This is a genomic window from Ruegeria sp. AH7 (genome assembly GCF_056541325.1).
Genome location: NZ_JBQFYF010000005.1, coordinates 329,481 through 350,510, shown reverse-complemented (window position 1 = coordinate 350,510; position 21,030 = coordinate 329,481). Strand labels below are relative to the sequence as shown.

Genomic DNA, 21,030 nt, shown 5'->3' with positions numbered 1-21,030 from the left:
GCTCAGGCTGGGTAGGGTCAGGCCCATGATCTATCGACTGCTTCTCCTTCTGATGACAGCCACACCGGCTTTTGCCATGGGGCCTTGGAACACCGAATGCCACGGCGATACCGCCTGTCAGGTTGGCGACCGCTCGTACCACGTGCTGGAACCAGACGGGTGGGATGGTGAAACGCCTCTGCCGGTGCTTCTGCATTTCCACGGTTGGGCGCGGCAGGGGACCGTGGTGGTGAACCACGAACGCATTGCCGGGGCGACCAAGCTACGGGGCGTGCTGCTGGTGGCCCCCAACGGATTGGGCAAAACCTGGAACTTCTGGTCGGCGGATACGCGGGACGTACCCTTTGCCGACCGGGTGCTGGAGGATGTTGCCAAACACTATCCGATTGACCGCGACCGCATCTATGTTTCGGGCTATTCCTATGGCGGCGCGATGGCCTGGCGCTATGTGTGCCAGTCGGGCGATGACATCGCCGCCTTGCTGGCCGTGGCCGGTTCAATTCAGCAGACCGAAACCTGCCCAGAGGCCCCGGTCGAGGCGCGCCATGTGCATGGCCTGCGCGATAAAGTGATGGATTTTCCCTATGGCGCAAACGGCGACACCACCTATCCGGTGGCCCTGTGGCGCGCGGCTTATGATTGCCATGATGCAACCCCGCGCGGGGATTGGAGTGTCGAGCCGTTCCTGACGCTTAGCCGCATGGAATGGACCGATTGCGCGCAGGGGCAGGTGGTGCTGGACACCCATCCCGGCGGGCATTTCATCCCCCACGGTTGGATCGGGCGGCAATTGGACGAGCTTTTGGGACGCACCCCGACCTATCCATGACGCGCAGCGCTTGCACCCCGGCCCATTCTTTGCCATTGCCTGTGCCAAACGGATGTTTGCCCAAGAAGGCCGCTTGCAATGAAATTCACTCTGTCCTGGTTGAAAGACCACCTCGATACGGATGCGTCGGTTGATGAGATCGCCGAGGCGCTGACCGATCTTGGCCTTGAGGTCGAAGAGATCGTGAACCCGGCGGACCGGTTGAAGGGCTTTACGCTGGGCCATGTGAAACATGCGGAAAAACACCCTGACGCCGACAAGCTGCGCGTTTGCAAGGTCGACACCGACGAGGGCGAGCTGCAGATCATCTGTGGCGCCCCAAATGCGCGCGAAGGCATCACGGTCGTGGTCTGCAAACCGGGCATGTATATCCCCGGTCTGGATATCACCATCAGTGTTGGCAAGATCCGCGGTGTCGAAAGCTTTGGCATGATGGCCTCGGAACGCGAGCTGGAGCTGTCGGATGAACATGACGGTATCATCGAGCTGCCCTCGGGCGAGGTTGGTGATCAGTTCGTTGACTGGCTGGCCGAGAATGCCCCGTCAAAGATCGACCCGATGATCGAGATTGCGATCACCCCGAACCGTCCCGATGCGCTGGGCGTTGCGGGTATTGCGCGTGATCTTGCAGCGCGCGGTCTGGGGACGTTGAAAGTGCGCGACTACGTTCCGGTGCCGGGTGATTTTGAAAGCCCGATCAAGGTGACCATTGATGAGGATACTCTGGACGGTGCGCCGCATTTCACGGGACGACTGATCAAAGGTGTAAAGAACGGCCCAAGCCCGCAATGGCTGCAGGATCAACTGAAGGCGATTGGCCTGCGTCCGATCTCGGCCCTGGTGGATATCACCAACTACATGACCTTCGACCACAACCGCCCGCTGCATGTGTTCGATGCGGACAAGGTACAGGGAAACCTGCGCGTCCATCGCGCCAAGGGTGGCGAGACACTGGTCGCGCTGGATGAGAAGGAATACACGCTGCACCCCGGCATGATGGTAATCTCGGACGACAACGGCCCCGAATCGATTGCTGGTATCATGGGCGGGGAAGAGACTGGCTGTACCGAAGACACAGTGAATGTCTTTCTTGAAAGCGCTTTCTGGGATCACGTGCAGATCGCCCTTACGGGTCGTGCGCTCAAGATTAACTCGGATGCACGGTATCGGTTCGAACGCGGCGTTGATCCGGAATACACGTTGGAAGGGCTGGAACATGCGACCCAGATGATCCTAGATATCTGTGGTGGTGAAGCGTCCAAGGTGGTTGAGGCTGGCAAAGCGCCGAACCATGCGCGTGCCTACAAGCTGGATTCGGAACGTGTGAAGTCTCTGGTTGGCATGGATATTCCTGAAAGCGATCAGCGCCAGACCCTGACGCGCCTGGGCTTCCGCCTCGAAGGTGAAATGGCCCATGTGCCCAGCTGGCGCCCTGATGTCATGGGTGAGGCTGACCTGGTGGAGGAGGTCGCACGGATTGCTTCGCTGACCAAGTTGCAGGGCAAACCATTGCCACGCGTGACCGATGGCATCCCGAAGCCGGTGATGACCCCGACACAGCGCCGCCAATCGATGGCGCGGCGCACCTGCGCTGCACTGGGTTACAATGAATGTGTTACCTACACTTTCATTGATCAGGATGCAGCGGCTTTGTTCGGAGGCGGGGATGCGGCGACCCAGCTTGAGAACCCCATCTCGTCCGAGATGAGCCACATGCGCCCGGATCTACTGCCCGGATTGCTTCAGGCCGCGGCCCGCAATCAGGCGCGCGGCTATACGGATGTGGCCCTGTTTGAGGTTGGTCCGGTGTTCCATGACGGCGAGCCAGGGGAACAGCAAACGCAGATCACCGGCCTTCTGGTTGGCCGTTCGGGTCCAAAGGACGTACATGGCGCGTCCCGACCGGTTGATCTATTTGATGTCAAAGCGGATGCTGAGGCTGTTCTGGCAGCCATCGGCGCGCCTGCTAAGGTTCAGATCCTGCGTGATGGGGATGCCTGGTGGCATCCGGGCCGTCACGGCAAGATTTGCCTGGGTCCGAAAAAGGTGCTGGGCGTGTTTGGTGAATTGCATCCACGCATCCTGCAGTCGATGGATATCAAGGGCCCGGCGATGGCCTTTAACATTTGGCCGGATCAGGTGCCTCTGCCCCGTAAATCCGGCGCGACCCGCGCGGCTTTGGAGCTGCGTGATTTGCAGGCGGTCGAGCGTGACTTTGCCTTTGTCGTCGATGAAGGTGTCGAGGCGCTGACGCTGGTCAACGCCGCTGCGGGAGCCGACAAAGCGTTGATCGAGGATGTGCGCGTCTTTGACGAATTTATCGGGGGTAGCTTGGGAGAGGGCAAGAAATCCTTGGCCATCACCGTGCGCCTGCAACCGACTGATGCGACGCTTAAAGAAAAAGATATCGAGGCGGTGGCCGAGAAGATCATCGCCAAGGTTTCCAAAGCGACGGGCGGTGTCCTACGCGGGTAATCGCAGCAATATACACTTTGCAGAGCGCGCCTTTTGGCGCGCTTTTCAGTTCGAGAAGAACTTGGTCAGCACATCAAAGACCAACCGGATGCGTCGACTGGTATGCAGCTCGCGATGCGCGACCAACCAGATCGGAAATTCAAAGGGGTCCATATCTGGCAGAACCCGTTCCATCTCCGTAGCCGCATCCCCCACATTCTGTGACATGGGCGCGATGCCGAAGCCATGTTTGGCATATTCCCAAGCAACAACGCCATTTTGCGAACCGAGCCTAAAATTATCTTCCGTCAGGTGAATGCCAAGTGGCGCCAGATAAGCGATCATCTGATGGGCGTCGCCGAAGCTAATGAAGTCGTGGTTGGGCAAATCGCTTTTGGATTCAGGGTGCCCCATGCGGTTCAAATACGCGGAAGACGCATAAAAGTGGCCGGGCGCTTGCTGCACCAATTTGGCGATAAGATCAGGTTGTTCAGGTCGCACATGGCGGATTGCGATATCGGCTTCGCGCCGCATCAGGTCACTCACATCGTTCGAAGCGATCACTTCTATGCGCAGACGTGGAGCCTGTGCCTGAACCTCGCGTAGCAAATCCGGCAGAATGTGCGCTGACATGACATCACTGGCAGTGATCCGAACACGACCCTCGATCGATTGCGCCTGACCAGATGCCGTCAAGGCGATCCGATTGGCAGCTTCGCCCATGGCGCGGGCGTGTTCCAGAATCTCCAAACCAGCTTGCGTAATTTCTAACGCGCGGCCCACGCGCTCGAACAGCAAAACGCCCAAATCAGCCTCAAGCGCAGCGATCTGGCGGCTAAGTGTTGGTTGACTCTGTCCCAGTTGCCGCGCCGCTGCTGAAAGCGATCCGGTATCCGCGGTCGCCAGAAAGGCGCGCATGTGGTTCCAATCAAATTCATCGATGCTGGCCATACAAATATGTATAAGTGTTCTGCGATCTTCCGCAATTCCTATTCAATATCCGCATGAGTAGATAGGTCGCAAAGGAGATTTACCATGAAGACTGGTGCAAAGTTTTGGGATGGCATTGCGGCGAAATACGCGCGTAGCCCAATCCGTGACATGGAGTCGTATGAATACACTCTGGGACGGACCCGGTCCTATCTGACCCAACAGCACAACGTTCTTGAGCTTGGCTGCGGAACCGGCTCAACCGCGCTGCTGCTTGCATCGTCAGTCGCGCATATCACGGCCAGCGATTTCTCTGACGCGATGCTGGATATTGGCCGGGATAAGGCGAAAAAAGAAGGGGTCGACAATATCTCGTTCACGCCTATCGACATCACCTTGCCAGACGATGAACAGTCCTTTGATGTCATTCTTGGCTTCAACGTGTTTCATCTTGTGCCGGATATTGAAAAGGCCTTTGCGGACATCTATGAACGTCTGCCCTCGGGCGGGTTGTTCATATCCAAAACACCTTGCCTTACCGAGGGAAGTTTGGGTTTTAAATTCGGACTGATGAAACTCATGCTGCCTGTGATGCAGCTGTTTGGCAAAGCGCCCTATGTGAACCTGTTCGACGTAAAAACGCTTGAAGCTGCGATCACAGATGCTGGCTTTGAAATTGTCGAAAGCGGGAACTATCCGGCAAAGCCCCCGTCTCGGTATCTGGTGGCGCAAAAGAAATAGCAATCCTGGGCGGTTTCTTCGGCTTACGCATTGGGCTTTGCGTGATTGCCGCTTAAGTAGGGTCCAAACTGTTTTGGAGGAAACCATGGGCCTGAACGTCTATCTATCTGGGGAAATTCACACCGATTGGCGCGAACAAATCATCGATGGTGCACAGGGGCTGGATGTTTCATTCAACAGCCCGGTCACCGATCATGCCGCCAGTGACGATTGCGGCGTTGCCATTCTGGGTGCTGAGCCGAACAAGTATTGGCATGACCATAAGGGTGCGATGGTCAACGCGATCCGCACACGTAAGGGTATCGCTGACGCCGATGTGGTGGTTGTGCGATTTGGCGACAAATACAAACAGTGGAATGCAGCGTTTGACGCCGGATACGCAGCTGCATTGGGCAAATCGTTGATCGTGCTGCACGGGCCGGATCATCAGCACGCGCTGAAAGAGGTCGACGCCGCCGCACTTGCTGTAGCTGAGGAACCCGCTCAGGTGGTCGAAGTTCTGCGCTATGTGCTGACCGGTAAGCTGCCTGGCTAAGAATATGGGCTTGCGACCGGCTCTGGCCGCAAGCCTGATGTCGGTAACGGGGCGAGGGGGGCCTTAGTCTCGCGCGGGTGTCACCAAGCCTTTTTGAACCGCAGGCCGTTCAAGGAAACGATCCAGATAGGCCACGACATTGGCGTGATCGTCCCAGTCGACCAAATCCTTCGCTTCGTAAAAGTCCAATCCGCGCAGCCAGGGGGCGATGGCCATGTCAGCGATCGAGTAGTCTCCGGCAACCCAATCCTGACCTTCAAGCTGCGTGTTCAGGACGTTCAGCAGGCGTTTGGCCTCGGCCACATAGCGTTCACGGGGACGGGGGTCTTCGATCTCGCGGCCTGCGAACTTGTGGAAAAAACCAAGCTGGCCAAACATCGGCCCAATGCTACCCATCTGAAACATCAGCCATTGGGTGACGCGGTGTTTGTCAGATGCACTCTGACCGATGAACTTACCGGTCTTTTCGGCCAGATACAGCAGGATCGCGCCGCTTTCGAACAGGCCGATAGGTTCACCATCCGGACCGTTGGGGTCAATGATCGCCGGGATTTTGTTGTTGGGGTTCAGTGACAGAAACTCGGGGCTTTTGACGTCGGCATCGGCCAGTGTGACCTTATGTGCCTCATAAGGAAGACCGGTTTCTTCCAACATGATCGATGCTTTGACCCCATTAGGGGTTGGGAAAGAGTATAGCTGAATGACCGACGGACCTTTGGCGGGCCATTTTTGGGTCACGGCGAAGGGGGCTAAAGCGGACATGGGCTCTCCTGAATGATCTGATTGGGGAAAAATAGGCATGCTTTCCCATAAAAAAATATGTTTTAGGGTGCAATTAGCGCACAATTAATCTGCGCCTATGCGCGAACAGAGGCGAAAAACGCTAACAACAGGAAAGAGGGAACACATGATCCAGGAATTCAAAACATTCATTGCCAAGGGCAATGTCATGGACATGGCTGTGGGTATCATTATCGGTGCTGCATTCACCGCAATCGTGACATCGTTGGTCGGGGACCTGATCAATCCATTGATTGGTCTGTTCACAGGCGGGATTGATTTTACCAATAACTATGCCGTGCTTGCAGGTGACGTTGCCGAAGGGGCGAGCCTGGAGGCCGCGCGTGAAACAGGCGCTTCGGTGTTTGCCTATGGTGCGTTCATCATGGCGGTCATCAACTTCCTGATCATCGCATGGGTTGTCTTCATGCTGGTACGGTCCGTGAACCGCGTTAAGGATGCGGCTGCCAAAGAAGAGGAAGCTGTTGAGGAGGCCCCAGCTGGTCCAAGCGAGCTGGATATCCTCATGGAAATCCGGGACGCTTTGAAGAAGTAAATCCGGAAGTTGGCAAGCATACGGGGCTCCGCATCGTTGTCGGTGCCCCTTCTAATTTGATCGAGAAGGAAACCTGACATGGATCAGACAGTCGATATGGCAAATCAAGCTGTGGATTTAGCGAGTGGCTATTTGCCGATCCTGTTGAGTGCGGGTAAGGCGTTGATCGTCCTGATCATCGGTTGGATCGTGGCCGGGATGGTGTCGGGCGTAGTGCGGCGTCGCATCAACAAAACGCCTCAGATCGATCCCACGCTTGGCAATTTTGCCGCCAGCGTTGTCAAATGGGTGATCTTGGCGATCGTCCTCGTGGCCGTTCTGGGGATCTTCGGGATCGAAGCCACAAGTATCGTTGCCATTCTGGGTGCCGCCTCGCTGGCGATTGGTCTTGCGCTGCAAGGGACGCTCAGCGATCTGGCGGCGGGTGTGATGCTGGTTGTGTTCCGCCCCTATAAGCTGGGTCAGTATGTGGATATTGGCGGAACGGCGGGAACAGTCAAAGACCTGAACCTGTTCACCACTGAGCTGGTGACGCCCGACAACGTGCAGATCATTGTCCCGAACGGGCAGGCTTGGGGGTCGGTGATCACCAACTATTCCGCACATGAGACGCGGCGTGTCGATCTGGTGTTCGGAATTGACTACGGCGACAGCGCGGATGAGGCCATGAAGATCATTTTGGATGTCGCCAATGCGGATGCGCGCATCCACAAGGATCCAGAGCCTTGGGTGAGGGTCACAAATCTGGGTGACAGCTCGGTCGATCTAACTGCGCGTTTGTGGTGTGCTGCGGCGGACTACTGGGATGTGAAATTCGAGCTGACCAAGACCATCAAGGAAGCCTTCGACGCCAAGGGTGTCTCGATTCCTTATCCGCATTCGGTCGAAATTCAGAAGCAGGGCTAAAGGCTCCCGCCCGTCGAACGGGCATTCAAAATGCCCTTCTCCGGTTGGGCCCGGCGCCGCACTATCGTGCGGCGCTGTTTCGTTTTCTCAACGCGTAGTGTTTAAAGCACCCGCGCCGCGCCTGTGGCGCGGCGCCCAAGGCTATAAAGCACCTTTTTCAAAAGGCGCTTTCAGGGGCGGGAGGATTACGCCTTTATCACCACGTTGGGTGAGACGACGTCGATCCCAAGCGCCTTGCCAACTGCGTAGTAGGTCAGTTGTCCGGCATGGACGTTCAATCCCGCCAGCAGATGCGGGTCATCCTGACAGGCCTGTTTCCAGCCTTTATCTGCCAATGACAACATGAACGGCATCGTCGCGTTGCCCAGCGCAATGGTCGAGGTGCGCGCTACAGCGCCCGGCATGTTGGCCACGCAGTAGTGCATCACCCCATCGACCTCATAGATCGGGTCCGCATGGGTGGTCGCGCGAGAGGTTTCGAAACAACCGCCCTGATCGATGGCCACGTCCACCAGTACCGCACCGGGTTTCATTGTCGACAGCTGCGCGCGTGAGATCAGTTTGGGCGCTGCTGCGCCGGGGATCAGAACTGCGCCGATGACCATATCGGCTTCACGGATCAGTTCGGCGGTTGCGCCAGCGGTCGAATACTGGTTCTTGAACTGGCCACCGAACACGTCGTCCAGATAGCGCAGGCGAGGCAGGGACCGGTCCAGAACGGTTACATCTGCGCCCATGCCAGCGGCGATCTTTGCCGCATGGGTGCCAACCACACCGCCGCCGATCACGACGACCTTGGCGGGACCAACCCCGGGCACACCGCCCATCAGCACACCGCGTCCGCCATTGGCCTTCTGCAGGGTCCATGATCCGACCTGAGGGGCCAGGCGCCCGGCAACTTCGGACATCGGGGCGAGCAGAGGCAGGCCCCCATTGGCATCGGTTACGGTTTCATAGGCAATCGCCGTACAGCCCGATTCCAGCAGATCATGGGTCTGATCCGGATCGGGTGCCAGATGCAGGTAGGTGAACAGCAACTGACCTTCACGCAACATCTTGCGCTCTCCGGCCTGGGGTTCTTTGACCTTCACGATCATGTCGGCGGTGGCAAACACCTCTTCTGCCGTGTCCAGAATGCGCGCACCAGCCGCGATATAGGCGTCATTGTCGAACCCCGCGCCGATCCCAGCACCGGTTTCGATAAGCACCTCATGCCCACGTGACACCGCTTCCCGAGCTGCATTCGGTGTCATGCCAACGCGGAATTCCTGTGGTTTTATTTCTTTTGGGCACCCGATTTTCATGTGACCCTCCTCCGTTCATAAACTGCCTAAATTATGTGCATTACGTGGCGCAATTTCTGTGAAACAATGCCTGCTATTGGGCTTTCTTTTGAAAGAATCCAGCGAGAATACTGAAATCAACGCAATGGATATGCGCGAATGAGCTTGGATACGACTGATCGTAAGATTCTGGCCGCCCTGCAAAAGAATGGTCGGGTTTCGAATGCGGACCTGTCCGAAAAGGTGAACCTGTCGCCCTCGGCCTGCCATCGCCGGGTCCAACGGCTAGAGCTGGAGGGCTATATTCGAAACTACGTGGCCTTGCTGGACGCAAGGAAGATGAATGTTCCCACAACCGTGTTTGTCGAGATCACCTTGCAGGGTCAAGCCGAAGAGGTTCTGGATGCATTTGAAAAGGCGGTGGCCCGCATTCCGGATGTGTTGGAATGCCACCTGATGGCGGGGACGGCAGATTACCTTCTGAAAGTCGTGGCCGAAAACACCGAAGATTTCGCCCGCATTCACCGCCAATATCTCTCGCGCCTGCCGGGCGTGGCGCAGATGCAAAGCTCGTTTGCCTTGCGGACGGTGTTCAAGACCACGGCCTTGCCGGTCTGATCAGGCCGGCACGGGATAGGTGAAATAGGCAAAGTGGACAAAGTTAAAGGCAAAGTGCATCGCAATCGGCACCCAAAGCCGCCCGGTCGCGGCATAGGCCAGCCCCAGACCCAAGCCCAGCACCGTGGCAAAGATCACGAGTGCTGGACCACCGCCGAAATGCGCCAAACCGAACAACAGGCTGGCTGCGACAACGCCACCAATAGGGTCAAGTTTCGAACTGAACAGAGATTGTAGGTAGCCGCGAAAAAAAGCCTCTTCCGCGAAACAGGTCAGAAACAAGTTTGAAACTGCAAAAACCAACCACCAAGGGGGAAGTTTAACTTCTGGCCGCAGCGCCCCGATTGAAACAGCTGCAAGAAAGATCAGTGGCAGTAGAGCAAGCCCGATGACGAGCCACGTGGCATTGGTTTTCTGACGCGCAAACAGCATGCTGGGCCAAGCCAATAGGACCGCAAAGAACACCATTGGTTTGTCGAGGTTCAGATACATCGTAAACGCGGCGCTGTTTTCACCGGCATGGACCTGATCCAAGACAAGCAGATTGTTGAACCCAGGAACCAGATGCGCGCCCAAGGTGAAACACCACAGGATCAGAAGCGTATGCCCGGCAACTGCCATCGCGCCGCTCAGGCGTGGCAGGGTCGCGGCCCCTAGCAACCCGATCGCAATCACTGCAATCGCCCATGGCGTGATCAGATTGGCAACTGAGCTGACGCTGATGAAAAGAACCAGCAGCGCCAATGCCACGCCCATCCGTCCGCTCAGCGCGGTAATCTGGGCCGCGATCAGTATCAGCCAGGGCCAGATCATCGGAAGAAGGGTCAGCACATACGCCACGGTGGCCTCGACAGTTCGACTGGCTTAGTCATGGCGCGCAGCTTTCCCTGGTGCAAGCCTTTCCAGTTGCGGCAATTCTTACGGTTGTATCCCCCGCGCGAGCGGTTCAGAATTACACGTAATGTCTTTACTTAGCAGCGGTCACCTCATCGGCGCCTGTAGTAAGATCAACTTATCCGATGACATCAGGCGGTTACACAGGCGCATTACTGTCCGCACCCGGTGAATGAAGAAGGAACAGACTTTGGCGTATGAAAACAACGACTCTCCCAAAGACTGGCTAGAGGCCGAGCTGGAAGACACGCTGGACGAAGACTTTGAGATCGAGTTCAGCGAACCCATGCTGTCGATGGAAGTGCGCAAGATCTACAAGGATCAGCATCCCGAAATGCTAGATCGCAAGGTCTATTTCCGCAACCTGCTGCGCCTGCAGGCCGAGCTGATCAAGGTTCAGGATTGGGTGCAGCATACCGGGGCCAAAGTGTGCATCCTGTTCGAAGGTCGCGACAGTGCGGGCAAGGGGGGCGTGATCAAACGGATCACCCAACGCCTGAACCCTCGGGTCGCGCGTGTGGTGGCGCTGCCTGCACCCAGCCGCCGGGAACAGAGCCAGTGGTATTTCCAGCGCTATGTCCCGCATTTGCCTGCGGCGGGTGAAATCGTGTTCTTCGACCGGTCCTGGTACAACCGGGCAGGGGTTGAACGCGTCATGGGCTTTGCGACCGAGGATCAGGTCGAACAGTTCTTTCAGGACGTTCCCGAATTTGAACGGATGTTGGTTCGGTCCGGGATCATCTTGCTGAAATACTGGTTCTCGATCACCGATGAAGAACAACAGTTGCGATTCCTCATGCGGATTCACGATCCGATGAAACAGTGGAAACTGTCTCCGATGGATCTGGAATCCCGTATTCGCTGGGAATCCTACACCAAGGCCAAAGAGGACATGTTGTTTCGGACGAATATCTCTGAGGCGCCGTGGTACATTGTCGAGGGCAATGACAAAAAGCGCGAACGCCTGAACTGTATCGAGCATCTGTTGACCAAGATCCCCTATACAGACGTGCCGCAGGAGCGGGTCGATCTGCCTGATCGTAGGTATAACCCTGATTACGAACGTCGTATTCTGCCCGACGAGCTGTACGTTCCGAAAATCTACTAGGCGGAACTGGATTCGAGCTGGAAAAAGCGAGGCGCGAATTATCGCGCCTCGCCAGAATACGAGTTGTTAAACGACGTCCACCATGCATTCTTCACCCATTGGGGAGAAGATCAGCATATCGTCATCGTCGGTGAAGCCCGCGTTGGGTTCTTCTGTCGGCGGCGTTCCACCATCGCCTGCTTCCGAGATCAGGATCAGACCGTCATCCATTGGTACATCACCGCCGGGTTGCGCGCCGGGTAGTTCGATGTCGATCCAGTCGAAATCATCGACCAGTGCCAGCACCTCGTTCAGGAATTCTTCCAGCGCCGCAACAAAGGCTTCGATATCAAAACCATTCTCAGCCGTTGGTTCAGGCGTTTCTGGCTCTTCAGGCGCCTCTGGTTCTTCCGGAGTCTCAGGTTCCACAGGTTCTTCGGGTTCCTCTGGCGTTTCGGGTTCCATGGGAGTCTCTGGTTCCTCCGGCGCTTCCGGCTCCGCAGGCGTTTCCGGTTCTTCTGGCGTCTCAGGCTCTTCGGGCGTTTCCGGTTCTTCCGGAGTTCCAGGTTCAGTTGGTGTCTCTGGTTCTTCTGGAACTTCCGGCGTCTGAGGTTCTTCGGGTGTCTCAGGCTCTTCCGGTGTTTCGGGCTCTTCGGGCATCGGCGTAGGGGTTGGGGTGGTGCCTGTATCCAGGTCCACCGTACCACCGGTTGCACCAAAGTTCTGCGTGACCATCACGGCATCAAAACCCTGCATATCGCCTGTTTCGATCCCGATCCCGATATAGTCGAAGTTCGGATTCAGGATATTGGCGCGGTGGCCCGGGCTGTTCATCAGGTTCTGATGCAGCTGAGCGACGTCGTCGCTGATGCCCGGCGCGCCGCGCTCAGATTGCCAGGCGATGTTTTCGCCCGTGCGCCAGCTGCCCGATAGATCAAACCCCGCAGCCTGCATCCGTTGCGTTGCGCTGGACCCGCCTGCGCCTGTATGGCTGAAAATATCGCGGTCCAGCATCCAGGTGCTGTGATCTTCAGAAGATTCGTTCAGGTTGGTTTCCAATTGCAGTGGGTTCAGCCCGCGGGATGTTCGCTCTTCATTGATAAGTGCGAGCATTTCGCGCTCGATTGTGCTTGCAGTCGACATAGTAGCCTCCATTTTTGATTTGGTGTCTGGGTAGACGAGAGGCTGATACAAAGACCTTTCCTGTGGCGGATAGGCGGGTTGATCTGGCAGGCGAATTTGGGCATCGCAGTGCTACCGATGCGGGATTCGCTGCGCTGCAAAATGCCGGGCAAAATTCTGCCGGGGCTGAAATGGCAGCTTGTCGCACAGCCTCACGCACGAGTCGGCAAGATCAAACCGGTCTTAGAAACGACAAACCCCCGGGCGGTGCCTCGGGGGTCGTCAAATAGTGTCATCCAAAGCTGGACGAGACGTGTCGCTGCTTAGAGCATACCTTCGCGCTGGGCTTTCTTGCGTGCCAGTTTACGGGCACGGCGGATCGCTTCAGCTTTCTCGCGCGCTTTTTTCTCGGACGGTTTCTCGAAATGTTGCTTCAGCTTCATTTCACGGAACACGCCTTCGCGCTGCAGCTTTTTCTTCAGGGCACGAAGCGCCTGATCGACGTTATTGTCGCGAACACTAACCTGCATGTGGTTGTCACCACCTTTCTAGATAGAGTTGCAAGGAAATTGCAGGAGCTGGCCGTATAGCAAAGCCGTCCTATCTTGTCTAGTACTGGCCCCGAACACCGGAGAACCGCCATGACAGTGACCTATGAAGACGCAAAACAGCAGATGCTGGACGCGATGCTTGCCCATGTTCCGTTTGACGGATGGTCCGAAACCAGCTTTCGCGCCGCCGTTGCAGAATGCGAACTGGATGACGGTCTTGCCCGGGCGATTTGCCCGCGCGGCGCGGTTGATCTGGCGCTGGCCTATCATGCGCGTGGGGACCAGATGATGCTGGACCGGATCAAGTCTGAAGACCTCAGCGCGCTTAAGTTCCGCGAAAAGGTAGCCGCTGCTGTTCGGTTCCGGCTTGAGGCGGTCGAAGACAAGGAACTGGTCCGCCGGGGCATGACTTTGTTTGCCCTGCCAATGCATGCAGGTGACGGGGCCAAGGCTGTTTGGGGTACCTGCGATCTGATTTGGGATGCATTGGGTGACACGTCGGATGACGTAAACTGGTACACCAAGCGGGCGACGCTGTCGGGCGTCTATTCCTCGACCCTTTTGTTCTGGCTGGGGGACGATTCGCCTGATCACCAGAAGACGTGGGAGTTTCTGGACAGGCGCATTGGCGACGTGATGCAGTTTGAGAAGCTGAAGGCGCAGGTGAACAGCAACCCGTTGTTCAAACCGTTTCTGGCCGTTCCGAATTGGCTGGCGGGTCAGGTCAAGGCTCCGATGAAAATGCGAGCAGATTTGCCGGGCCTGCTGAACCCGCGCAAGTAGTCAAAGCTTGGCCTTTGCTCAGATGACAGCTAGGCATTGGGCAAAGGAGATTTGCCCATGACCCAGATGATGCGCGCTGTCGAAATCACGCAGCCCGGTGGTCCCGATGTTCTTAAGCTGACCGAACGACCGATGCCGACGGCGGAGGCCGGGCAGGTTGTTCTGAAAGTGGCCTATGCCGGTGTGAACCGCCCGGATGCGTTGCAGCGCGCAGGGGCCTATGATCCCCCGCCGGGAGCCAGCGATCTGCCGGGGCTGGAAGCCTCGGGCGAGGTAGTTGCCGTGGGCGCAGGGGTCGAGGGCTTGGCGCTGGGCGATAAGGTCTGCGCCCTGTTGCCCGGTGGCGGTTACGCCGCATACGTCGCCACACCCGCTGCGCATTGCCTGCCAGTGCCGGACGGGATGGACATGAAGCAAGCGGCTTGTCTGCCAGAGACGTTCTTTACCGTCTGGTCCAACGTGTTCACGCGCGGCGGTCTGAAACCAGGCGAGCGCTTCCTTGTTCATGGTGGGTCCAGCGGCATCGGAACCACTGCGATCCAGCTGGCCAATGCCTTTGGTGCGCGGGTCTTTGCAACTGCTGGCTCGGATGAGAAATGTGCCGCCTGCCTGAAACTTGGTGCTGAGAAGGCAATCAACTACCGCGACGAAGATTTCGTGGGTGTTATGCGCGCTGAAGGCGGGGCGAACCTGATCCTCGATATGGTGGGCGGAGACTATATCCCGCGCAACGTGAAGGCATTGGCCGAGGATGGGCGTCTGGTTCAGATCGCGTTTCTACAGGGCCCGGTGGCTGAGTTGAATTTTGCCCTGATGATGGTCAAACGCCTGACTTTGACGGGCAGTACCTTGCGCCCGCAAAGCGATCTGGCCAAAGCCAAGATCGCACAGGACCTGCGTGAGGCCGTCTGGCCCTTGCTGGCCGCCGGTAAGGTTGCCCCGGTTATGGACAGCGAATTCCCCCTGGCCGATGCAGCGGCAGCGCATGCGCATATGGAAAGCTCGACCCATATCGGCAAGATCGTTTTGAACGTGGCGGACTAGTGGCGATGCGCGGGGTTTGATCCGCGCGCGAACTCGCCACAGCACAAGCTCCTGATTGCTCTGTCACGCAAGCATGCTAGCTTGGGATCAGGCAAGAGGAGGTTCAGAATGCAGAATACTGCGCGTACAGTCGTTATCCACGATTTCGGCGGCCCCGAGGTCTTGCAGATCGAAGATCGGCCCTTGGGTGATCCCGGTCCGGGTGAGGTTCTTATCCGCCATCATGCCTGCGGCCTGAACTTCATCGATGTTTATCAGCGCACCGGCCTTTATCCGCTGGAGTTGCCACATGCGCTTGGGATGGAAGCATCGGGTGTGATCGAAGTGGTTGGCGACGGAGTCGCTCATCTGACACCGGGTCAGCGCGCCGCCTATGCTGCCACACCGTCAGGTGCCTATTGCGAGGCGCGGGTGATGCCGGCGGCTCAGGTCTGCCCGTTGCCAGACGGCATTTCATTCGAAGCGGCGGCGGCGATGATGCTGAAGGGCATGACCGTTGAATACCTGTTCCACCGCACCACGCCTTTGCGTCGCGGAGATACGGTGTTGTTCCATGCTGCGGCTGGAGGGGTTGGCCTGATCGCCTGCCAATGGGCGAAATCCGAAGGCATCACTTTGATCGGTACTGCCGGTACGGATGAGAAATGCGCGTTGGCCCAGTTCAACGGCGCATCGCATTGCATTAACTACCGCACCGAGAACTTCGTCGATCGTGTGGCCGAGATTACCAATGGGCGAGGCGTTGATGTAGTGATGGACTCGGTCGGCGCCGACACGTTCGAAGGGTCGCTGGACTGTCTGAAACCGCTCGGGATGATGATCTCATTCGGCAATGCTTCGGGGCCGGTGCCGCCTGTGAATATCGGGGTCTTGGGGCAGAAAGGATCGCTCAAGATTACCCGCCCGACCTTATTTACGCATATCGGCGATCATACGGTCTGTCAGGCGATGGCGCGGCGGTTGTTTGGTAAGGTCGAAGGCGGCGAGGTCAAGATTCACATCGATCAGCGCTTCCCACTGGATCAGATCGCCGACGCACACCGCGCACTTGAGGCGCGTCAGACTACGGGCAGCACAATCTTGGATGTCTGAACAACAAAACCCGGCGACACGCGCCGGGTTTTGATTATTCCGCCGGGTTCCAAAGGGTGTTCCGTTCAGAGTGGGATTTGAGCGCGGCAGGAGCATTTCTGCTCCCACCGCAAAAGTTGCCGAATATGGGTTATTGCTGCAGTTCGGCCGGAGCCTTGTCAGCGATGTTTTCCCAGTTTGCGCTGGCCTGTTCGATGAAGCCCGGAATGTCGCCTTCCCAGCGTTCCTGGATGTCTTGCGACAGGTTCAGGTACAGTGTGTTGTCAACGATCTTCCAGTGGTTCGGGTCACCATCAAACTTGAAGCCCATGGCTGCACCGAAGGCGCAGTAGCCGCCATAGGCGGGCAGATAAGCTTCGGGGTTCGCTTCAAACGCGGCTTTGTTTTCCTCGGATGAGAAGCGGTACATTGCGTCATCATGCAGCGTGGTGATCCGGTAGTCGCCCTTGGTGGCTTCGCCTTCGGTAAAATACGCAACCGGGTCATAGCCCTGCATCGCCAGCCCGGTCGAGCTGGCATTGATTTCAACGCCAGCGGCCAGGGTTGAAGTTGCCAGGGCAACAGACAGCGCAACGCCACCGATCAGAGATTTAAACGTGTTCATAGCTTCACCTTTCGTGAAAGAGGATGCGCGTGGTCGCCGTAATTGCGATTTGCGATCCCGGATTTTGTCCTGTGCGACCGGTAATTGGCCGTCACAGAAACTCAGGTGGGAAGCCGGATGTTCACGTTCAAAGCAATCAATTGTGATTGTGCAGAAGCGCAGAGATGCTGTTCAGAAATGTGGCTGGGTTAGCCTTCGGGTGTGAGCGCCATAACAAAGGCGACGACCTTTTGAGCAGTCATTTCACAAGGGCGCAGCAATGCTCCGCTGTTGCGGGTTTGGTAGAGGTTCAGGCTGATATAGTCCTCGCCACCGAGTTCATACGCCACAAGCTTATGGGACTTGTTTCCTGCCATGACCTGACGTGAGACGACATAGCGCCGATCATGGGCGCGACCAGTGAATGTGCCCAAGGGCAATGCGAAAAATGCGCGGGTGAACGCGTCGGTCGTGGTCACGGCTTTCCGATTTTGGGCTCAGTCCCTGCCTTGATGCGGGCTACATTGGCGTTGTGGCGCCAGTAGACCAGCAAGGTAAGCGCAATACCCAAAACGAAGGTGGACCCATCCGTCAGCACCACGATCCAGGTGGTCGACAACGCAGCCGCCGCCAGTGCGCCAATTGAGGATATCCTCCATATCGCCGCCGCGACCAACCATGTCAGACAGCAGGCAACACCGACCCGCCAATCCAGCGCCAGCCAAAGGCCAAGGAAGGTGGCCACGCCCTTACCACCCTTGAAGCTTAGCCAAACGGGATAGCAATGACCCAGAAACGCCGTGAGCGCGGCAATCTGGGCTGCGTCTTCACCGGCAAAGGCGCGCGCCAGCAGGACCGCCACAGCGCCTTTTGCAGCATCGAACAGCAGGGTCAGGGCGGCAGCGGCCTTGTTGCCGGTCCGCAGCACATTGGTGGCTCCGATGTTGCCCGACCCGATCTGGCGCAGATTGCCCAGCCCCATAAGCTTGGCCAGGATCAGGCCAAAGGGGATCGACCCCAACAGGTAGCCCATGGCTGCCCACAGCAGCAATTCGGATTGTGTACTGTCAATCAGGGGCATCAAGTTCTCCGGTAGACTTCTTTGCCGGCCACATAGGTCGCAATGACCTTACCCTGCATCCGCTGCCCGTCAAATGGCGTGTTTTGCGATTTGGATCTGAGTGTAAACCGGTCCAGCACAAACGGAATATCAGGATCAAATAAAACCAGGTCGGCTGGCGCATCTTTGGACAAACGACCACTGTTCAGACCCAGACGTTTGGCCGGGTTCAGGGTCATGGCACGGAACAGGGTTGGTAGGTCCAGTTGGCCTGAATGATACAGGCGCAGCGCTGCAGGCAGCAATGTCTCCAACGCAACCGCGCCCGAGGCAGCCTCTTCAAACGGCAGGCGTTTGCTTTCCTCGTCCTGTGGGGTGTGCATCGAACTGATCGTGTCGATCAGGCCGGTCCGCACCGCCTCAATCACCGCCTGCCGGTCATCCTCTGACCGCAGCGGCGGTTTGACTTTGAAGAAGGTGCGATAGTCGGCCACGTCCAACTCATTCAGCGTCAGGTGGTGGATCGAGGTTCCGGCGGTGATGTCCAAACCATTTCGCTTGGCGCGTTCCAATGCGGGCAAGGCGCGAGCCGTCGTGATCTGATCTGCGTGATAGGCCGCGCCAGTCATCTCCAGCAGGGCGATGTCGCGGTCCAGCCCCATCCGTTCCGCCCGGGCTGACACTGCGGGCAGGCCGCGCAACGCGGCGAACTTACCGCTGGTCGCAGCAGCCCCGGCGCTGAGGCCCGGTTCCTGTGGATGCGCAATCACCAATGCCCCGCAGGACCGTGCATAGGTCAGCGCGCGAGAGAACACCTTGGTGTTGGTCACCACATGATCGCAATCAGTAAACGCCACCGCACCGGCATCCATCAGAAACCCGATCTCGGTCATCTCGCGCCCTTCGCGTCCCTTGGTCAGGGCGGCCATGGGCAGCACGTTGACGGGCGTGTCGGCCTGAGCGCGGCGTGTAGCAAATTCCAGCGTTTCCGGCGTGTCGATGGCAGGTGTGGTGTCAGGACGCGTGACCATCGTGGTCACCCCACCCGCCGCCGCTGCGAGGCCTGCGGATTTATAGCTTTCCTTGTGCCGCTCGCCCGGCTCACACACTTTAACGCCGATATCGACAATGCCGGGGGCCAGGCATTTGCCATTGCACTCCACGACCTGCCCATCCACGGCGGGGGCATCGCCGTTGCCCTTCGAAACGATCCGCCCGTCCGCGACATGCAGCCATCCGGTCGTGTCCGTCCCGTTCTCGGGGTCGATCAGGCGCGCGTTGGTAAACAAAACGGTGCTCATGGCAAGGCCCTTTCGATAGCGGCTTTGGTGGCGGCGGGGTTCGCTTGATATTTGATCAGATGTTTATCGCCGCTTTTGGTCACAAGCTGGACGAAGCTGCCCATCGTGTTCACGGCCTCAATCTGGGTCAGCGCGACTTTGCGCGGGCCGGGACCTATTAGCAGCGTATCGGTCATTTCCCATTTGGCGGTCAGTTCTTCTGAGGCCAGATACCAGGCGCGCAGGCCGATGGCTGCAAGTCCAGCGGGCGCACCGGTCCAGACATAGGGGTTTCCGATCAACCAGAGCACGGCCATCGCCCCGGCCATTGCCACAGCGGCCAGCCAGGCGTTGGTGCGAATATACGCACCCTTGTCAGGGGTAAAGATCACAGGATCAGCCACAGCGCACCTCCGATCACCAGCAAGATGAACACGGCCAGCACGGCCGAGCCCACTTGGCGCGGCCTGCCGTCTTGCACCGGTGTCTGCGGCGCCGAAAACGGCTTGGCGCTTTCGCTTTCGATCCGGCCGCCGCTCCAGTTTGTGGCCTGTTCCGTGAACAGGCCAACCAACTCGACGCGCGGATCAAGCGTAAGCACCGCGGGCTGTCCTTTGAAAGCAGCGCTGCGCAGAGCCATGACCCAGCCTTCGACAGCCTCCAGCGCCACGCGATCCAGTTGGTCTTCGGACACGCCACACCCGTCGTTCAGATAGCCCCAAAGGCCTAGGTCTTCGAGGTCGGACACAGGAAAGATGTCGATCTGTTCAAGGTCCAGATCTGCAACCCCTAAAACCTGATCAGCAGCACCCGGTTCGCGCAGGAACTTGGCCTCTTCCGGGCGCATGTGCAGTGCAAACAGGCGGATGACGCCACGTTCGTGGGGTAAGACGGTCAGGTCGCTCATGCAGCCTCGCGCAGGTTGCGGGCCAGCAGTTCCATAGCGGCCATGCGGACTGCGACGCCCATCTCGACCTGTTCCTGAATGACCGATCGGTTGATGTCATCCGCCAGCGTACCGTCGATCTCGACCCCCCTGTTCATCGGGCCCGGATGCATGACGATGGCGTCGGGTTTGGCTTGCGCAAGCTTGACCGCATCAAGGCCATAGCGGTGATAGTACTCGCGCTCTGACGGGATGAACCCGCCATCCATCCGCTCTTTCTGAAGGCGCAACATCATGACGACATCCACATCCCGCAGGCCTTCGGTCATATCGTCGTAAATCTCGGCCCCGAACTCGGCGAATTGCGCCGGAACCAGCGTCGGAGGGCCGATCAGGCGGATGCGGTTTTCCATCTTGCCCAGCAGGATCAAGTTCGAACGGGCCACGCGGGAATGGGCTACATCTCCGCAAATGGCGATGTTCAGGCGGTGCAAGCGCCCCTTGGCACGGCGGATGGTCAATGCATCCAGCAGCGCCTGTGTCGGATGTTCGTGCCGCCCGTCGCCTGCATTCAGCACAGCGCAATTCACCTTTTGCGCCAGCAGATCGACGGCGCCGGATTGCGGATGCCGCACCACCAGCAGGTCGGGATGCATCGCGTTCAATGTCATCGCTGTATCAATCAGGGTTTCGCCCTTTTTGATCGAACTGGCCTGCATCGCCATATTCATCACATCTGCACCCAGACGCTTGCCCGCGATCTCAAAGCTCGCTTGCGTGCGGGTCGAGTTTTCAAAGAACATATTGATCTGGGTCAGCCCGGACAGCACATCCGAGTGCTTGGTCGACTGACGGTTCAGATCCACATAGGTCTCTGCCAGGTCGAGAATGGCGGTGATATCGGATTGCGACAGATGCTCGATGCCAAGAAGGTGACGATGGGCGAAACGCATGGGCGGGCTCCTGTCTGACAATCGGACCGCTTATAGAAAGCCGCGCCGGGCAAGGCAACCTAA

General features: G+C 57.9%; 24 protein-coding genes. 11 read left to right on the top strand and 13 right to left on the bottom strand.

Translation table 11 applies throughout. The features are described from left to right. Positions 1 to 25: 25 nt before the first annotated feature. Both ACR0JX_RS14245 and pheT read left to right on the top strand, forming a co-directional pair. Entirely contained in the window at positions 26 to 829 is an 804-nt protein-coding gene (locus tag ACR0JX_RS14245; RefSeq protein WP_480544431.1) for a CE1 family esterase, read from the top strand. 78 nt (positions 830 to 907) lie between these two features. Further along, positions 908 to 3,304: a phenylalanine--tRNA ligase subunit beta gene (gene pheT, locus ACR0JX_RS14240; RefSeq protein ID WP_480544430.1), complete on the top strand. Its 2,397-nt coding sequence runs from the start codon at positions 908 to 910 to the stop codon at positions 3,302 to 3,304. A 45-nt stretch (positions 3,305 to 3,349) separates the two neighbouring features. On the opposite strand, the gene ACR0JX_RS14235 is transcribed toward pheT, so the two are convergent. Continuing rightward, positions 3,350 to 4,234 carry a LysR family transcriptional regulator gene (locus tag ACR0JX_RS14235; protein WP_480544429.1) on the bottom strand — a complete coding sequence of 295 codons (885 nt, stop codon included), beginning with the start codon at positions 4,232 to 4,234 and terminating at the stop codon, positions 3,350 to 3,352. A gap of 84 nt (positions 4,235 to 4,318) precedes the next feature. Here ACR0JX_RS14235 and ACR0JX_RS14230 point away from each other — a divergent pair, with 84 nt between their 5' ends. Both ACR0JX_RS14230 and ACR0JX_RS14225 read left to right on the top strand, forming a co-directional pair. Continuing rightward, positions 4,319 to 4,954, top strand: a complete 636-nt coding sequence (locus tag ACR0JX_RS14230; protein ID WP_480544428.1) for a class I SAM-dependent methyltransferase — start codon at positions 4,319 to 4,321, stop codon at positions 4,952 to 4,954. Positions 4,955 to 5,039: 85 nt separating this feature from the next. After that, the gene (locus tag ACR0JX_RS14225; RefSeq protein WP_353013522.1) at positions 5,040 to 5,489 is read left to right on the top strand and encodes a YtoQ family protein; all 450 of its coding nucleotides are present in this window, start codon (positions 5,040 to 5,042) and stop codon (positions 5,487 to 5,489) included. Positions 5,490 to 5,552: 63 nt separating this feature from the next. Here the strand turns inward: ACR0JX_RS14225 and ACR0JX_RS14220 are convergent, their stop codons facing one another. Then, the gene (locus ACR0JX_RS14220; protein WP_480544427.1) at positions 5,553 to 6,251 is read right to left on the bottom strand and encodes a glutathione S-transferase family protein; all 699 of its coding nucleotides are present in this window, start codon (positions 6,249 to 6,251) and stop codon (positions 5,553 to 5,555) included. A gap of 145 nt (positions 6,252 to 6,396) precedes the next feature. Here ACR0JX_RS14220 and mscL point away from each other — a divergent pair, with 145 nt between their 5' ends. Further along, the gene (gene mscL, locus ACR0JX_RS14215; protein WP_480544426.1) at positions 6,397 to 6,825 is read left to right on the top strand and encodes a large conductance mechanosensitive channel protein MscL; all 429 of its coding nucleotides are present in this window, start codon (positions 6,397 to 6,399) and stop codon (positions 6,823 to 6,825) included. 96 nt (positions 6,826 to 6,921) lie between these two features. Further along, positions 6,922 to 7,731: a mechanosensitive ion channel family protein gene (locus ACR0JX_RS14210; protein WP_480544496.1), complete on the top strand. Its 810-nt coding sequence runs from the start codon at positions 6,922 to 6,924 to the stop codon at positions 7,729 to 7,731. Positions 7,732 to 7,916: 185 nt separating this feature from the next. Here the strand turns inward: ACR0JX_RS14210 and ald are convergent, their stop codons facing one another. Continuing rightward, positions 7,917 to 9,035 (bottom strand): alanine dehydrogenase, encoded by a 1,119-nt coding sequence (ald, locus tag ACR0JX_RS14205; protein ID WP_480544425.1) that lies wholly within the window; start codon positions 9,033 to 9,035, stop codon positions 7,917 to 7,919. A gap of 138 nt (positions 9,036 to 9,173) precedes the next feature. Between ald and ACR0JX_RS14200 the strand changes: the two genes are divergently transcribed. Next, the gene (locus ACR0JX_RS14200) at positions 9,174 to 9,632 is read left to right on the top strand and encodes an Lrp/AsnC family transcriptional regulator (protein ID WP_480544424.1); all 459 of its coding nucleotides are present in this window, start codon (positions 9,174 to 9,176) and stop codon (positions 9,630 to 9,632) included. Here the strand turns inward: ACR0JX_RS14200 and ACR0JX_RS14195 are convergent, their stop codons facing one another. After that, a complete protein-coding gene (locus ACR0JX_RS14195) occupies positions 9,633 to 10,463 on the bottom strand; it encodes a CPBP family intramembrane glutamic endopeptidase (RefSeq protein WP_480544423.1) in 831 nt (276 codons plus the stop codon). Positions 10,464 to 10,698: 235 nt separating this feature from the next. Here ACR0JX_RS14195 and ppk2 point away from each other — a divergent pair, with 235 nt between their 5' ends. Continuing rightward, positions 10,699 to 11,634 (top strand): polyphosphate kinase 2, encoded by a 936-nt coding sequence (gene ppk2, locus ACR0JX_RS14190; RefSeq protein ID WP_480544422.1) that lies wholly within the window; start codon positions 10,699 to 10,701, stop codon positions 11,632 to 11,634. A gap of 66 nt (positions 11,635 to 11,700) precedes the next feature. On the opposite strand, the gene ACR0JX_RS14185 is transcribed toward ppk2, so the two are convergent. Together ACR0JX_RS14185 and rpsU are read right to left on the bottom strand one after the other, a co-directional pair. Beyond that, positions 11,701 to 12,756, bottom strand: a complete 1,056-nt coding sequence (locus ACR0JX_RS14185; protein ID WP_480544421.1) for a CAP domain-containing protein — start codon at positions 12,754 to 12,756, stop codon at positions 11,701 to 11,703. Between the two features lie 302 nt (positions 12,757 to 13,058). Continuing rightward, on the bottom strand, positions 13,059 to 13,265 hold the full coding sequence (rpsU, locus tag ACR0JX_RS14180) for a 30S ribosomal protein S21 (protein ID WP_008207378.1): 207 nt from the start codon (positions 13,263 to 13,265) through the stop codon (positions 13,059 to 13,061). Between the two features lie 111 nt (positions 13,266 to 13,376). Between rpsU and ACR0JX_RS14175 the strand changes: the two genes are divergently transcribed. The 3 genes from ACR0JX_RS14175 (at position 13,377) to ACR0JX_RS14165 (ending at position 16,205) form a co-directional block, all read left to right on the top strand. Further along, positions 13,377 to 14,069 (top strand): COQ9 family protein, encoded by a 693-nt coding sequence (locus ACR0JX_RS14175; RefSeq protein ID WP_480544420.1) that lies wholly within the window; start codon positions 13,377 to 13,379, stop codon positions 14,067 to 14,069. Between the two features lie 57 nt (positions 14,070 to 14,126). Continuing rightward, complete coding sequence (locus ACR0JX_RS14170; RefSeq protein ID WP_480544419.1) at positions 14,127 to 15,113, top strand: NAD(P)H-quinone oxidoreductase; 987 nt, start codon at positions 14,127 to 14,129, stop codon at positions 15,111 to 15,113. A 108-nt stretch (positions 15,114 to 15,221) separates the two neighbouring features. Continuing rightward, on the top strand, positions 15,222 to 16,205 hold the full coding sequence (locus ACR0JX_RS14165) for a quinone oxidoreductase family protein (RefSeq protein WP_480544418.1): 984 nt from the start codon (positions 15,222 to 15,224) through the stop codon (positions 16,203 to 16,205). 130 nt (positions 16,206 to 16,335) lie between these two features. On the opposite strand, the gene ACR0JX_RS14160 is transcribed toward ACR0JX_RS14165, so the two are convergent. From ACR0JX_RS14160 to ACR0JX_RS14130, 7 genes are all read right to left on the bottom strand, one after another. After that, positions 16,336 to 16,809 (bottom strand): YHS domain-containing (seleno)protein, encoded by a 474-nt coding sequence (locus tag ACR0JX_RS14160; RefSeq protein ID WP_353013544.1) that lies wholly within the window; start codon positions 16,807 to 16,809, stop codon positions 16,336 to 16,338. Between the two features lie 188 nt (positions 16,810 to 16,997). Continuing rightward, a complete protein-coding gene (locus ACR0JX_RS14155) occupies positions 16,998 to 17,267 on the bottom strand; it encodes a hypothetical protein (RefSeq protein WP_480544417.1) in 270 nt (89 codons plus the stop codon). Beyond that, positions 17,264 to 17,869 carry a glycerol-3-phosphate 1-O-acyltransferase PlsY gene (gene plsY, locus ACR0JX_RS14150; RefSeq protein ID WP_480544416.1) on the bottom strand — a complete coding sequence of 202 codons (606 nt, stop codon included), beginning with the start codon at positions 17,867 to 17,869 and terminating at the stop codon, positions 17,264 to 17,266. The genes ACR0JX_RS14155 and plsY overlap by 4 nt, the downstream gene beginning before the upstream one ends. Then, positions 17,869 to 19,149, bottom strand: coding sequence for a dihydroorotase (gene pyrC / locus ACR0JX_RS14145; protein ID WP_480544415.1), 1,281 nt, complete (start codon positions 19,147 to 19,149; stop codon positions 17,869 to 17,871). Before pyrC ends, plsY begins: the two co-directional genes overlap by 1 nt. After that, entirely contained in the window at positions 19,146 to 19,532 is a 387-nt protein-coding gene (locus ACR0JX_RS14140) for a hypothetical protein (RefSeq protein WP_480544414.1), read from the bottom strand. Before ACR0JX_RS14140 ends, pyrC begins: the two co-directional genes overlap by 4 nt. Beyond that, a complete protein-coding gene (locus ACR0JX_RS14135; RefSeq protein ID WP_480544413.1) occupies positions 19,517 to 20,035 on the bottom strand; it encodes a hypothetical protein in 519 nt (172 codons plus the stop codon). The genes ACR0JX_RS14140 and ACR0JX_RS14135 overlap by 16 nt, the downstream gene beginning before the upstream one ends. Then, complete coding sequence (locus ACR0JX_RS14130) at positions 20,032 to 20,967, bottom strand: aspartate carbamoyltransferase catalytic subunit (protein WP_353013558.1); 936 nt, start codon at positions 20,965 to 20,967, stop codon at positions 20,032 to 20,034. Before ACR0JX_RS14130 ends, ACR0JX_RS14135 begins: the two co-directional genes overlap by 4 nt. Between the last annotated feature and the right edge of the window lie 63 nt (positions 20,968 to 21,030).

Bases quoted from the DNA above. Each gene is read 5' to 3' on its own strand.
- ACR0JX_RS14245 (WP_480544431.1), top strand. From the start codon at position 26: ATGATCTATCGACTGCTTCTCCTTCTGATGACAGCCACACCGGCTTTT.
- pheT (WP_480544430.1), top strand. From the start codon at position 908: ATGAAATTCACTCTGTCCTGGTTGAAAGACCACCTCGATACGGATGCG.
- ACR0JX_RS14235 (WP_480544429.1), bottom strand. From the start codon at position 4,234: ATGGCCAGCATCGATGAATTTGATTGGAACCACATGCGCGCCTTTCTG.
- ACR0JX_RS14230 (WP_480544428.1), top strand. From the start codon at position 4,319: ATGAAGACTGGTGCAAAGTTTTGGGATGGCATTGCGGCGAAATACGCG.
- ACR0JX_RS14225 (WP_353013522.1), top strand. From the start codon at position 5,040: ATGGGCCTGAACGTCTATCTATCTGGGGAAATTCACACCGATTGGCGC.
- ACR0JX_RS14220 (WP_480544427.1), bottom strand. From the start codon at position 6,251: ATGTCCGCTTTAGCCCCCTTCGCCGTGACCCAAAAATGGCCCGCCAAA.
- mscL (WP_480544426.1), top strand. From the start codon at position 6,397: ATGATCCAGGAATTCAAAACATTCATTGCCAAGGGCAATGTCATGGAC.
- ACR0JX_RS14210 (WP_480544496.1), top strand. From the start codon at position 6,922: ATGGCAAATCAAGCTGTGGATTTAGCGAGTGGCTATTTGCCGATCCTG.
- ald (WP_480544425.1), bottom strand. From the start codon at position 9,035: ATGAAAATCGGGTGCCCAAAAGAAATAAAACCACAGGAATTCCGCGTT.
- ACR0JX_RS14200 (WP_480544424.1), top strand. From the start codon at position 9,174: ATGAGCTTGGATACGACTGATCGTAAGATTCTGGCCGCCCTGCAAAAG.
- ppk2 (WP_480544422.1), top strand. From the start codon at position 10,699: ATGAAGAAGGAACAGACTTTGGCGTATGAAAACAACGACTCTCCCAAA.
- ACR0JX_RS14185 (WP_480544421.1), bottom strand. From the start codon at position 12,756: ATGTCGACTGCAAGCACAATCGAGCGCGAAATGCTCGCACTTATCAAT.
- rpsU (WP_008207378.1), bottom strand. From the start codon at position 13,265: ATGCAGGTTAGTGTTCGCGACAATAACGTCGATCAGGCGCTTCGTGCC.
- ACR0JX_RS14175 (WP_480544420.1), top strand. From the start codon at position 13,377: ATGACAGTGACCTATGAAGACGCAAAACAGCAGATGCTGGACGCGATG.
- ACR0JX_RS14170 (WP_480544419.1), top strand. From the start codon at position 14,127: ATGACCCAGATGATGCGCGCTGTCGAAATCACGCAGCCCGGTGGTCCC.
- ACR0JX_RS14165 (WP_480544418.1), top strand. From the start codon at position 15,222: ATGCAGAATACTGCGCGTACAGTCGTTATCCACGATTTCGGCGGCCCC.
- ACR0JX_RS14160 (WP_353013544.1), bottom strand. From the start codon at position 16,809: ATGAACACGTTTAAATCTCTGATCGGTGGCGTTGCGCTGTCTGTTGCC.
- plsY (WP_480544416.1), bottom strand. From the start codon at position 17,869: ATGCCCCTGATTGACAGTACACAATCCGAATTGCTGCTGTGGGCAGCC.
- pyrC (WP_480544415.1), bottom strand. From the start codon at position 19,149: ATGAGCACCGTTTTGTTTACCAACGCGCGCCTGATCGACCCCGAGAAC.
- ACR0JX_RS14135 (WP_480544413.1), bottom strand. From the start codon at position 20,035: ATGAGCGACCTGACCGTCTTACCCCACGAACGTGGCGTCATCCGCCTG.
- ACR0JX_RS14130 (WP_353013558.1), bottom strand. From the start codon at position 20,967: ATGCGTTTCGCCCATCGTCACCTTCTTGGCATCGAGCATCTGTCGCAA.